Consider the following 12,945-nt stretch of genomic DNA (forward strand, 5'->3'; position numbering starts at 1 on the left):
GCAATGGCCTCATTTATGAACAGGATTTGATTTTGCTTGGTTTGAGGCCCAGCGCCTTCGCCGCAACTTTATAGTTTTTATAGTGAGATTTTCCACGCGCATCAGTGCGGCCTTTATTAATGGGTTCAATGACGTTGCCTGGGAATTTGCCCTTCGTTTTGTATTTCTCGCGATACGCTTGTTCATAGCCCTTGGCTTGAGTGTAAGTCATCTTGCCATCCTGGCCCTTCAACACTCTAAGCTCCCCTTTTCCGAGACGTGTGGACCTGTCGTGCTGTTTTTCACGTGCGGCGGGAAGTTGCTCTGTGTGACCAATGTAATACGGTGTTTTGGCATTGGGGGCGTAGAGTCCGTATACATAAAAACCAGGTTTGTTCAGCGGTGTTTGAACCCAGCCTAGTGGATCGCTCCAAGTAAAGGGATTTGCGCCGTACAAGTAGAGATTCAGGCCACCTTGCAACCCAATCGGATCCGGCGTCGTAAACCGCCCCACATCCGGATCATAAAACCTGAACGTATTGAAATGCAGCCCCGTCTCCCGGTCTAGGTACTGCCCCTGAAAGCGCAGGTTCTGCTCCTCAATGTAATAAGGCTTGCGCACCTCCTCCAGCGTGTTGCCCCACACCCGATACGTCGCCTGCCAGACGCTGTGCCCATCGGCTTCGGTGAGTTGCTCCGGCAACCCGTTCAGGTCGTTGTGGTAGTAACGAATCTTCTGCAGCGGCCCGGCACCGTCGACGCGTGCCAAGGGTTGGTAGCCTTCATCTTCATACACGTACAGGCTGGTCTGGCTGTGTTTGTGCTCTTGCAATAAACGCAGGCCATCCCACGTGAACCGGGTTTCGCCCAATGGGTAACCATCGTTGCCATGCTCGGTTTTTTCAATCCGCCGCCCCAGCGGGTCATAGGTCAACCTGACCACGCTGCCGTTTTCATTGCGTACTTCTATCAGCCGGCTTTCGGCGTCATACGCAAACCGCTGCACTCCACGTTTGGCGCTGCGTTTCTCAACCATCCGGCCAAATGCGTCGTAGCGGTAACGCTTGTCCTGATAGGTCAGCAGTTTGTTGTGCACCACCAACCCGGCGCCGGGTTGTGGGCCGTCGAGCAGGTTGGCGGCGGCGTCGTAGCTGAAGGTTTCACGCTGGCCGTGCAGGCTGTCCTGGCTGGCGATGATGCGGCCGGTGGCGTCGTAGTGCAGCAACTGGCGATGTTGCGCGGCGGGTTGCTGGTCGAGTTTGCCGACCAGGTTGTCGGCGGGGTCGTATTCAAACTGTTTTTGCGCGGCCGCCGGCATCAACGATGGCTGGCCCGCAAGGCGCCGTTGGCGTGAGCGCAGGCGGCCGCTGCGGTCGTATTCGCTGCGGGTGCTGAGCTGGCCTTGGGTGCGCAGCACTTCGCGGTGCAGGCGGTCGCGCTCGAAGTCGCTGATGACTTGGCCGTCGAGGTTGATCTGGTGCAGATGGCCGCTGCCGTAGTACAGGCGGTTGAGCCAGCGGCCGTCCGGCAGTTGGCTCTGGATCAGGTTGCCGAGTTCGTCGTAGTGATGTTGCAGGTTGCCGGCTGAACTCTGTTCGGCCAGTAACTGGCCGAGGGCGTCGTAGGCGAAACCCAGGGTTTGGGCATTGCCTTGCAGGTCGGTGAAGGTGACGGCCGTGAGCTGATCGACCGCATCATAGCTATAGCCGGTGCGGCCATCGTCGGTGGTTTTGGCAATCAACCTGCCGACCGCATCGCGCTCCAGCCGGTGGACGATGGGCGCGGGCGGCGTCTCGGGCACAACCGCCAAGCCATTGCCATACGGCGCCGGAACGGCAGTCACCGCAGTGATGTTGTCGAGCACGTCGTAGTCGTAGTGCTTGGCGCTGCCGTCGAGGTCTTGCTGTTCGGTCAGCCTGTCGCCTGCATCCCACGCAAACCGATAGCTTTCACCGTTCTCGTTGATCAGCGCTTGCAGCCGACCATAGCTGTCATAGCCGAACTGCACCTGCCGCCCATGGGCGTCGGTGCGTTGGCGTACCTGGCCGCGCCGGTTGTGCTGGTAGAGCGTGGTGTGTCCTGCCGGGTCGGTGTAGCCCACCAACTGACCGCTGACATCCCGCTGGAAGTGTTCGGTGCGCCCGTCCGGCAGTTGGCTGCTCAGCAGTCGGCCCTGAGCGTCATAGCTGAACTGCGTGCGTTCGCCGAGGGCATCGGTGATGACTTGCAGGTAACCGCGCTCGTCGTAGCTGAAGCGAGTTGGGTAACCTGAGCAATCGACATGCTCGACCAGTTGCCCGAGCGGGTTCCAGCGCAGCTTTTTGCTTTTGCCGGTGGCATCGACAATTTCTACCGGCTGGCCGTGGGCGTCGTAGCGGTAGCGGGTGATATACCCCAGCGGGTCGGTTTCGGCGGTGCAGTTGCCGCGTGGGTCGTAGCGATACTGCCAACTGTTGTCAGCGGCGTCGGTTTCCACCAGCGGCAGTGCCCAATGTTCCAGCCACAAGGTCGAATCACTGCGGCCCAGCGGGTCGCTCTCGCCGATCAGGTTACCGGCCTCGTCATAGCTGTATTCATAGCGGCCACCCTGTGGGTCGGTGGCGCTGAGCAACTGGCGCTCGTCGTTCCATTCGAACAGCCACGTCAGGCCAAGGTTGTCGCTGTACTGAATGATCTGGTGCTGAGTGTTCCAGTGTCGGGTGCTGACGCGTTGCAGGCTGTCGGTGATCTGGGTGAAGCCAGCCTGCAAGTCGTAGTCGAACTGGTAAGCGTCGCCCTCATCGGTCCAATGCCGGACCACACGCCATTCCAGGTTTTCAACACAGGCCCACTCATAGAAACAGCGCAACCCGGTGGGCAGTTGATGCTCGACCATTCGGCGCCCCGCATCGTAGACGAAGTGGCGTTGTACCTGATCGGTGGCATCGCGCACTTGTGCCAGGCTGCCAGCAGCGTCGTAGCCGTAGCTGACCAGCACTTCACGACGATGGTCGGGATACAGGCGCTCAATGCGGGTCAGGTGGCCCTGATCACGGATCAGCTCAACTTGTACCAGATCAAAGGTATCGCGCAGGCGTACCAGGCGCCCGGCTTCGTCATAGTCGATATGGATGCGGTTGTCGTTGCGGTCACCAAGTTGAATCAGGCGCAGCAACGATGCGTTTGCCGCAGTTGGCTCGAACAACCGGTACAGGCCATCGTCGCTTTCAATCAACAATTGCCCGTTTAGGTGTCTGCGCACGACGAGCCCCTCACCAGCGCTGAACACCGCGCCGCCCAGAGGAATGGCGCCCATGTTGATAGGGCGGCCCTGTTCGTCGGTGTACACCAGTGTTTCGCCGCCCTCGGGATGCGGGCGGACTTCGACGCACACCTCATACGGCACGCTCCAGCCCGCGCCGAACAGGCTGGCGGTGCGCTCATCACGGCTGTTGTAGAAGCGCTGCCAGTCAATCGGCAAAATGCCGGGCAGTACGAAATCCAACTCATCCACACCGCCCAGCACTTTCGCGCCAGTGGCTGCGTGCACCGGGTTCGACGAACCCATCGCCGCGTTGGCCATCGCCCCCATCGCACTGCTGACGGCCATCGCGGTCGCGCCGCCAATCAGCATGCACGGCAGCTTGCTGAAGAACTTGCCCTTGCCACCCTTGAGCATTAACAGCGCAGTCACCGCCAAGCCCACCCCCGGGGTCTTGCCGCTGCGAATCTCACGCACCACCACCGAGCCGCCGCCAATGGTCACATTGGATGAAATCAACCCGGACGAAACCACGGTTGCATCGCACGTGCTGCGATCACCGCTGCGTACCGCCGGCTGACCATTGATCGTGACCTTGTCCGAACCTTCGGCCAGGAACTGCGGCGGCATGGGTGGGTGCTTCATGCACACCACCAGGTCCAGCGGTTTGGGCACCGCGCCTGGCGCCGGCGTGGCGACAGTCGGGCGCCACATCTGCGAGAAGAAACTCTCGGCCATGTCCAGATAACCGGGCTCTGGCGCGGGCTGTTCCAGCTCGGTACCGGCCGGCGCAACATGGGAGCTGATTGCCCCGGCGGCACGAGCGGCGGGGATGTTGTTGGTCAGGGTGTCGGTGGAGCCGGTGAGAATGTTCGCCTGCACCGTGGGCGGAAAGAGGGCGTTGCTAAAGCTCTCGCATAAATTCGATAAGCCTTTGTCCGCCCCCGTCTTGCTCATGGCCAGCCCGACAATCGTGCCCACCACAGCCCCCAGCAAAAAGCAGCCGAGGCCGCCGGTGGCCACGGTAATGCCGGTGGCCGCTACCACGGCGGCGGTCGCCACGGCAGTGATCGCGATATTGGCCGCAACCTCCAACACCCCGCCAAGGATGTCGGCCATCATCGAAGTGTGGGAGAGCGCATCGCCCATCCGGGCGGCCCATAGAGCGTCAGACATGCAGTGGGCTCATCAGGAAACAGCGTCGAACGACAGCGAATTCTTGATCAGCGCCCAGTGCGCCGCCTCGGCCTCCCCGAGCTTCTCGGCCTTCACATAACTCAAGGCAAGCATCTTGCGCGTGCCCGGCAGCACCAGCGCCAACTGGTACTGGAACACCTTGTCATTGCCCTTGTTGAACTGGCTGCGCAGCTCGATGCCTTGCACCTCTTGGGCGGCGCCCAGGCGCACGTCGACGCTGGGTTGGCAGCGCAAGTCCTGCACCTGTTTTTCCAGGCGCTGGAGCTGGTCGTTGAAGTTACTGTGCAGGGTTTCGCCTTCGGCCAGTAGGCTGCGGCTGACGATCAAGGAAGTGCCCAGCTCGGGGAACTTGAGGATGTTGATCGTGGCGTCCTGCAGCTCGGCGGCCGGCAGTTGAAACTGGAATTCGTTGATTCGGTACGTCATGGCAAACACATCTCGTCAGGAGCTTTTGGGCGCGGGGAAGGCGGCGTTGATATTGGCGTCGATGCTCGCCTTGACGCCCTGGCCGTCAGGCGTGGCGCCGGCGCCGCCGCCGTTGTTCAGGTGCAGCACTCCGCCGGTGTTGAACTCGGCATCGCCGCTGGCGTAGAAGCTGATTTGCACGCCGGTGAGGTTGATCTGCCCGCTGGCATTCAACTCCAGGATGCTTTCGCCACAGACCAGGCGCAGGTTTTCACCCACTTCGATGACGTAGCTCTGGCTGATGCTGTCGGTCTTGCGCTGGCCCACCGAGAGGATGTCTTCCTGCTTGACGATGCGCACACGGTCATTGCCGATCGTCACTACCTCGTCATGCCCGATGCTCTTGTTCCGGTCATGCCCCACCGAGTGGCTTTCATCCACCTCAACCACGATGTCCTGGTTCCTTTCGGCATGGATATACAACTGCTCCAACCCCTTCTTGTCCTCCATGCGGATTTCATTGAAGTTGGCCGGCGTGCCGCCCTTGCTGGAGCGGCTTTTCATGCCGCTCTGGGTCGCGTTTTCCGGCAGGTCGTAAGGCACGGTCTGCTCGGCGTTGTAGACACGGCCGGTGATGATCGGCCGGTCGGGGTCGCCTTCGAGGAAGCTCACGATCACTTCCTGGCCGATGCGGGGGATCTGCATCGAGCCCCAGTTCTTGCCGGCCCAGGATTGCGACACGCGAATCCAGCAGGAGCTGTTTTCGTTGGACTGGTCGTGGCGGTCCCAGTAGAAGTGCACCTTCACGCGGCCGTACTGGTCGGTCCAGATTTCCTCGCCCTTGGGCCCCACCACCAGTGCAGTCTGCGGGCCTTTGACGATGGGCCGGTGGGTGCTGGCCAGCGGGCGGTAGCTTTGCTGGGCGTCGATGCAGGTGAGGACGCTTTCGAACTGCGCCGAGCCGGAACCGCCGCCGCTTTCCAGGCTTTCCTGGGTGATGTAGTAGCGGATGCCGACGATCAGGTATTCGCGGTTCTGGTCCTGGCGACTGAAGCCGGTGAGGCTGAACAGATGGCCCGAGCCCAGGCCGCGCGCGTTGCCGCTGAAATTGACCTGCTCATGCAGGGCCTGCAGCGCTTCGATGCGGGTGCGCGCGTAGTGTTCGCCGTCGGCGCTTTGCACGTAGGTGCCGGGGTAGTCATACAGCGGGTAGTCACCGGCGGCGTGCGGGCGCGGCATGGCCGAGCGCACGTCGATGCTGGCGCTGGGGCGCTGGAAGTCGTAGTCGTTCAGCTCCAGCGAACCCGGCTGTACTTCCTGCGCCAGGTGCCAGTCGTGCATATGGTCGCGTTCGCGCTGCTGCTCGTCCTTGGGGTAATACGGGATCGACGCGTAGCCCGGCACCGTGGTGTGGGCGCCGTAGGCGTCGGCCAGCACCAGCACATGGCGGTCCTGTTCATGGCGGAAGAAGTAGTAGATGCCTTCTTGTTCCATCAGGCGGCTGACGAAATCGAAGCTGGTCTCGCGGTACTGCACGCAGTATTCCCACTCGCGATACGGTCGGCTGAGGGCGTCTTCGAAGTCGGAAAAACCCAGGTCGCGGAACACCTGCTTGATGATTTGCGGGATGCTCAGGTTCTGGAAAATCCGGCAGTCCGAAGTGCGGCTGAGCAGCCAGAACCACGGGCGCAGTATCACTTGGTAGCTGGCGAACTGGCCCTGGTCGATGTTCTGGCTGCAGCGCGCGACGATGCCGTGGAAATGCCGTTCGCCACCGTCCGCCAGTTGCACGCCGACGCTCATCGGCTTGCCGAGCAACTGGTTGAGGTCGATGTTGGCGTCCAGGGACGTCAGTTGCAGCTCGTAGGTGAACAGCCGCCCAAGCTCTTCGCCGCCGCCCATTCCATTGAGCAGCAGCACATCCGGCCCGAGGGGGCTGGTGATTTTGGCCAGGCGTGAGGCTTGGTTGAATAGCATCGAAATATCCTAATAACTGAAGGAACCCAGTTCAAAATGTGGAAGGGAGCAAGCCCCCTCCCACAGTTTTAACCGCATTCCATCAGCCAAACTGGTAGTGCAATTCATTATCCCGACTGCTGATCCGCACCCCCGCCAGCGCCTTGCCTTCGAGCATGCGCGTGAGGAATTCACGGCTCATGTCCGGCAGCAAACTGTTGGTGAGGATGGTGTCGATCATGCGTCCGCCGCTCTCGGTTTCGGTACAGCGCGAGACGATCAGGTCGACCACCGCGTCGTCGTAGTCGAAGGCGACTTTGTGGGTGTTTTCCACGCGCTTCTTGATGCGGCCCAGCTGCAGGCGAGTGATCGCCTTGAGCATCTCGTCGCTCAGCGGGTAGTACGGGATGGTCACCAGGCGGCCGAGCAGCGCCGGCGGGAAGATCTCCAGCAGCGGCTGGCGCAGGGCCTTGGCGATTTCCTCGGGTTCGGGGATGTTCGCCGGGTCTTTGCAGACCCGGGAAATCAACTCGGTGCCGGCGTTGGTGGTCAGCAGGATCAGGGTGTTCTTGAAGTCGATCACGCGGCCTTCGCCGTCTTCCATCACGCCCTTGTCGAAGACCTGGAAGAAGATCTCATGCACGTCCGGATGGGCTTTTTCCACCTCGTCCAGCAGCACCACGCTGTAGGGTTTGCGTCGCACCGCTTCGGTCAGCACACCGCCTTCGCCGTAGCCGATATAGCCCGGTGGCGCGCCCTTGAGTGTGGACACGGTATGGGCTTCCTGGAACTCGCTCATGTTGATGGTGATCACGTTCTGCTCGCCGCCGTACATGGCTTCGGCCAGGGCCAGGGCGGTTTCGGTCTTGCCCACGCCGGAGGTGCCGGCGAGCATGAACACGCCAATCGGCTTGCTCGGGTTGTCGAGGCCGGCGCGGGAGGTCTGGATGCGCTTGGCGATCATCTGCAAGGCGTGGTCCTGGCCGATGATGCGTTTTTTCAGGTGCTGGTCGAGGTTGAGCACCGTCTCCAGCTCGTTGCGCGCCATGCGGCCCACCGGGATGCCGGTCCAGTCGGCGACCACCGAGGCCACGGCCTGGTAGTCCACGGTCGGCAGGATCAGCGGGGTTTCGCCTTGCAGGGCGGTGAGGCGCTGTTGCAGGTCGACCAGCTGCGCACGCAATTCGTCGTTGCCACTGTCCACCACGCCAGCTTTTTCACGCAGGGTCGCGCGGGTCGCCAGCAGCTCGTCCACCAGGGTTTTCTCTTCGGCCCAGCGGCTTTCCAAAGTCGCCAGACGCTCGCGTTCGGCACTCAGCAAGGCTTCGCTGTTGCTCTGGCGCGCGCCGATGTCGATGCCGATGGCATGCTCGCGGGCGATGATCTGCAGCTCGGTTTCCAGCGCCTCGATACGACGGCGGCTGTCGTCGACTTCGGCCGGTACCGCGTGCAGGCTGATGGCGACGCGGGCGCAGGCGGTGTCCAGCAGGCTCACGGATTTGTCCGGCAACTGGCGTGCCGGAATGTAGCGGTGCGAGAGCTTCACCGAGGCTTCCAGGGCTTCGTCGAGGATCTGCACCTGGTGGTGTTTTTCCATGGTCGAGGCCACGCCGCGCATCATCAGCAGCGCCTTGTCTTCCGACGGCTCGGCCACCTGTACCACCTGGAAACGGCGGGTCAGGGCCGGGTCTTTCTCGATGTGCTTTTTGTACTCGGCCCAGGTGGTGGCGGCCACGGTGCGCAGGGTGCCACGGGCGAGGGCGGGCTTGAGCAGGTTGGCCGCATCACCCGTGCCGGCAGCGCCACCGGCACCCACCAGGGTGTGGGCTTCGTCGATAAACAGGATGATCGGCTTGGGCGAGGCCTGCACGTCTTCGATGACCTGGCGCAGGCGCTGTTCGAACTCGCCTTTCATGCTCGCGCCGGCTTGCAGCAGGCCGACGTCAAGGCTGCGCAGCTCCACGTCCTTGAGCGCGGGCGGCACGTCGCCGGCGACGATGCGCAGGGCGAAACCTTCGACCACGGCAGTCTTGCCCACGCCGGCTTCACCGGTGAGGATCGGGTTGTTCTGGCGGCGGCGCATGAGGATGTCCACCAGTTGGCGGATCTCTTCGTCACGCCCGACGATAGGGTCGAGCTTGCCGCTGCGCGCCTGTTCGGTCAGGTCGACGGTGAAGCGCTTGAGGGCTTCCTGCTTGCCCATCGCGCTCGGCGCCATGGCACCGCTGGCTTCGCCCGGCACGCCGGCGTTGAAGCCATCGCTGGCACTCAAGGCATTCTCGGGCGAATCGCCGACGTACTCGTCAAACCGCTCGCTCAGGGCTTCGGCCTTGATCTTGTCGAACTCCGACGACAAGCCCAGCAGCGCGTGGCGCAGGCTTGGCGTCTTCAAAATGCCCAGCACCAGGTAGCCGGTGCGCACCTGGCTTTCGCCGAACATCAGGCTGCCGTAGACCCAGCCGCGTTCCACGGCTTCTTCCACGTGGGAGGACAGGTCGGTGATCGAGGTCGAGCCGCGCGGCAGGCGGTCCAGGGCTTCGGTGAGGTCGCGGGCCAGGCGTGCCGGCTCCACGTTGAACTGGCGGATGATGCGGTGCAGGTCCGAGTCCTGCAGTTGCAGCAACTGGTGAAACCAGTGGGCCAGTTCCACATACGGGTTGCCCCGCAGTTTGCAGAACACCGTGGCGGCTTCGATGGCCTTGTAGGCCACGCTGTTGAGTTTGCCGAACAGTGCGGCGCGACTGATTTCACCCATGCTCTGGATTCCTTGAGGTGGTGGCGTGGTCGGCGTAATGCCGGGCCAGGATTAGGTCGTTGGCGTCTCGCTCGGGTTGGCCGAGCCAGGTGTTGAAGCCCAGGCGGAACTGCCCGTTAAGCTGCAGTTTCGGGACTTCGGGTTGTTGCAGAATCAGGTTCAAGTCCCAGTCCAGTTCATGGCCCAGGTACTCGGCCACCCAGGCCACCAGCTCGTTGAACGGCGAGTGGCCGGGCAGCATGCCCATGTAGTCATCGAGCTTGAGCGGGCCGAGGCGGATGCGGAATTTATGCTGGCGGTCCCATACGTGGCTGCCCAGGCAGAAGTCCACGCCTAACTGGTTGGCGCTGACACTCACGCGGCTGCGTTCGGGCAACTCCAGCCATTGGCCGACGTATTCTTCAATCTCCACCGGCAGGCCGAAATACTCGCTGAGGATGGCTTTCAACCCATCCGGGTAGCGGGTTTGCGCCGACAGGTGGCCGCTGTAATGCAGCTTGGCGGTGTCCGGGATGAGTCCCTGATTCAGCAGGCTTGGCATGCCCCGGCCACTCAAGGCGGCGAGGCGCGCGGACCAATAGTCGTCGTCCGGGCGGTCGTGGCTGACGGTCGGCCGCGCTTCGGCCCAGGCCCGGTAGAACAGGCTCAGCAGGCGATGGTGGAACACATCCAGGAATTGCTTGCTGGTGCTGTCGGCGTTGTTGCGCTGGCGCTCGCGCACGTACTCGGTGATGTGCAGCGGCAGCGGGCCGTTGGGGCCACCGAGGCCGAAGAAGAACTGCTCCAGCCGCGCCGGCTTGCCATCGCCGCCAGGGTCGACCGAGGCCAGGGTGGCCGGGGCGAAGGTACAATCGGCCTGCTGCCCAAGGCGCAGCGGGTCGTCCGCCAGGCGCAGGGAATGACCCAGGCGCGGCAGGTCCGGCGATTCGCACTCGATTCGCCGCAGCGCCTGGAAGAAGTCATATTCCCAGGGCTCCTGATGCATCGCATCCAGGGTACTCACAGGGTCGGACGCCGCCCGGGCTTGGCTTTCCATCGCATGATCTCGCCGCGTTCGGTGGTACGGATCACCGTCTCGGTAAAGCTGTTGATTGACACGTAGCGTGCCAGGAAGCGCTCCAGCACCGCACCGAGCAGGAACACGCCGGTGCCGCGAAACGCGTTTTCATCGAATTCCAGGGTGATTTCCAGGCCGCGCCCAAATACGATCGGGCCCGGCATCGGCAGGCGCCGGGTCACGGCTTTGCTGCTGACTTCGCGCAGGCCTTCGATCTGCAATTGCAGCGCGGCGTCGTTGCTGTCGCCGTACAGGCGCAGCAGTTCTCGCAGCGCGCCGGCGCCCTGGCCCTGTTCGCTCAAGGACAGGTAGTTGAGCGACAACTGGCTGATCAGGCGCCAGGCCTTGGCGTCGTGGGCATGGCTGGCGCGTGGGCGGCTTGGGCCGGCTACGCAGCGCACGGCCAGTACCGGGGCGCTGTCGGCCAGGGTGAAGTCGGTCTTGCCGTTGCCCACGCTCATGAACAGCGGCAAGTCGCGGTTGGTGCACAGCGCGGTCACGCCGAGCTGGCGCAGGTCGTGGCCATACGGCGCCTGGCGGCTGTCCACCAGGCTGACGAAGGTTTCGCTGCCCACGTAGGTGGAGCGCGGGCCGTTGCGGCGTTGGTCGCTGGACAATACGCGGGGCTCGCGACGCACTGTGTAGTAGGCCTGGTCACGGCCATAACGGGACGGGTCGCGCACCGCGTAGAACGGCAGGAACGGCTGCTCCGGTCCGGTGCCGTGGCCGGTGATGCCGCTCAGGGAATGAATTTCGAAATCCATCGGCCGCGTGCGGTCGGCGATCACATGGTGTTCGTTGACCCGGTCGGACAAGTGGATACGGTCCACGCGCTTGGGGAACAAGTTGATCGCCGGCGTGCAGAACGGCAAAAACTGCGCCGCGCCGACGCTGCCTTCCAGGCTCGGTTCGTGGCGGTCGAACAGCACGATCAGCTCCAGCTCCTGGCCGTCGCAGCGTTTGACCGCGCGGCCGAGCTCGGCGAATTCGACGAACAGGTAGCGATGGGGCAGGGCGAAGTATTCCTGCAACAGGCGATAGCCCTGGAACGCCCGCGCCACCACCGGCATGGCCGCGTCGGCGTCGTCAAAACCACGGGAACGCAGCGCGTCTGGCGGCAGGCGCTCGACCCAATCGCCGCCGGGCTTGCGTGCAAACACCGCGCAGGCGTTGCCGAGCAGCTGTTCGTAAAGGCGGAACGGTTGCTCGTCGGCACCGCTGAGGTACAGCGGCAGGTTGTCGAGGTCGAGGCTGTTGAAGGGCAATTCAGCGCCGGTGCGCAGGGTCAGGCGCAGACCGGCCTTGGCTTTCGGCTCGCTGGCGGCAAGGCGGCCGAGCACGGCGGCGGGGTTGCCGAAGTACTCGGCGTTGCTCACCTGCAGCGGCCACAGCGTCACCGGGTGGGCGGTGCGGTACTCGCAGCAGGTCTGGGTTTCACGGCCCAGGGCGGCGCGCAACACGGTATCGCGCGGCAGCGGGAAACCACTGGCCAGGGAGCCTTCGTCGGGATCGGTCTGCAACTGCACCACGGTCATCGACGGAGTCGGCGCCAGGTAGTGCGGGTAGGCAATTTCCAGCAGGTTGTGGGTGAAGGTCGGGTACTCGGCGTCGAGCTTGAGTTGCACGCGGGCGGTCAGGTAGGCAAAACCTTCGAGCAGGCGTTCGACGTACGGGTCGGCGCAGTCCATGCCGGACAGGGTCAGCCGACTGGCGATCTTCGGGTATTCCTTGGCGAACTCGGCGGCGCTTTCGCGCACGTGGTGCAGTTCCTGGTTGTACAGCTCCAGCAGGCGCGGGTTCATGGGCGTCTCCGCTGGTCGGCGTTGACCACACGCACGTGGCCGGATTCCAGGTCGAGGTCGGTTTGCAGCAACAGGCGCAACGGCACCGGCTGCGCCCACAGGTCGCCTTCGATCTCGAAACTCAGCGCGTTGTGGTTCATCTCGCCATGCCCGACCCGCGCCTTGACGCGCAGGGTGTGGCGCAAGATACGCGGTTCAAAGGTGGCAATCGCCTGGTAGATCAAGGCTTCGAGCGCCTTGATATCCACGCTGGAAACGCTGTTGCCCGCCAGCGCCGGCAGGCCGTAATTGACCACCGACGTACCGGCCGGGGTGTGCAGCGTGGCATCGGCATCCAGCAACGACGTGGTGTTGAGCAGCCACGCCAGGTCGCGCAGCACCGAGGCTTTTAATTGGGTCAGGGACAGCACGCGTTTGTCGGCGCTTTCCTTGGGATTGGTTGGGTCGTCGTCGGTCAACCGGTCCAGCAGGGACGGTTGCAGACGGTCGCGGGAAGCGATTTCAGTTACCACCAAAGCAGCTCCACGGACGGGTTGCGAGAGGAACAAAAACC

7 protein-coding genes are annotated in these 12,945 nt (G+C 63.1%); all 7 read right to left on the bottom strand.

Annotated features, from left to right (window positions below; translation table 11 throughout):
• Positions 1–13: 13 nt before the first annotated feature.
• Positions 14–4,396: an RHS repeat-associated core domain-containing protein gene (locus AC0IYH_RS09395; RefSeq protein ID WP_471833998.1), complete on the bottom strand. Its 4,383-nt coding sequence runs from the start codon at positions 4,394–4,396 to the stop codon at positions 14–16.
• Positions 4,397–4,408: 12 nt separating this feature from the next.
• On the bottom strand, positions 4,409–4,843 hold the full coding sequence (locus tag AC0IYH_RS09400) for a DcrB-related protein (protein ID WP_116627021.1): 435 nt from the start codon (positions 4,841–4,843) through the stop codon (positions 4,409–4,411).
• Positions 4,844–4,858: 15 nt separating this feature from the next.
• Positions 4,859–6,799, bottom strand: coding sequence for a type VI secretion system Vgr family protein (locus tag AC0IYH_RS09405; RefSeq protein WP_471833999.1), 1,941 nt, complete (start codon positions 6,797–6,799; stop codon positions 4,859–4,861).
• Between the two features lie 82 nt (positions 6,800–6,881).
• Positions 6,882–9,533: a type VI secretion system ATPase TssH gene (gene tssH / locus AC0IYH_RS09410; protein ID WP_116627019.1), complete on the bottom strand. Its 2,652-nt coding sequence runs from the start codon at positions 9,531–9,533 to the stop codon at positions 6,882–6,884.
• Entirely contained in the window at positions 9,526–10,569 is a 1,044-nt protein-coding gene (tssG, locus tag AC0IYH_RS09415; RefSeq protein WP_471834001.1) for a type VI secretion system baseplate subunit TssG, read from the bottom strand. Before tssG ends, tssH begins: the two co-directional genes overlap by 8 nt.
• The gene (tssF, locus tag AC0IYH_RS09420) at positions 10,533–12,392 is read right to left on the bottom strand and encodes a type VI secretion system baseplate subunit TssF (protein WP_122774511.1); all 1,860 of its coding nucleotides are present in this window, start codon (positions 12,390–12,392) and stop codon (positions 10,533–10,535) included. The genes tssG and tssF overlap by 37 nt, the downstream gene beginning before the upstream one ends.
• A complete protein-coding gene (gene tssE, locus AC0IYH_RS09425) occupies positions 12,389–12,904 on the bottom strand; it encodes a type VI secretion system baseplate subunit TssE (RefSeq protein WP_005792513.1) in 516 nt (171 codons plus the stop codon). The genes tssF and tssE overlap by 4 nt, the downstream gene beginning before the upstream one ends.
• Positions 12,905–12,945: the final 41 nt, after the last annotated feature.

The sequence above is a fragment of the Pseudomonas sp. AC463 genome, from assembly GCF_979253585.1.

What these genes read in the sequence shown, in the direction of transcription:
- AC0IYH_RS09405 (WP_471833999.1), bottom strand. Translation starts at nt 6,799, where the DNA reads ATGCTATTCAACCAAGCCTCACGCCTGGCCAAAATCACCAGCCCCCTC.
- tssH (WP_116627019.1), bottom strand. Translation starts at nt 9,533, where the DNA reads ATGGGTGAAATCAGTCGCGCCGCACTGTTCGGCAAACTCAACAGCGTG.
- AC0IYH_RS09395 (WP_471833998.1), bottom strand. Translation starts at nt 4,396, where the DNA reads ATGTCTGACGCTCTATGGGCCGCCCGGATGGGCGATGCGCTCTCCCAC.
- tssF (WP_122774511.1), bottom strand. Translation starts at nt 12,392, where the DNA reads ATGAACCCGCGCCTGCTGGAGCTGTACAACCAGGAACTGCACCACGTG.
- tssG (WP_471834001.1), bottom strand. Translation starts at nt 10,569, where the DNA reads ATGGAAAGCCAAGCCCGGGCGGCGTCCGACCCTGTGAGTACCCTGGAT.
- AC0IYH_RS09400 (WP_116627021.1), bottom strand. Translation starts at nt 4,843, where the DNA reads ATGACGTACCGAATCAACGAATTCCAGTTTCAACTGCCGGCCGCCGAG.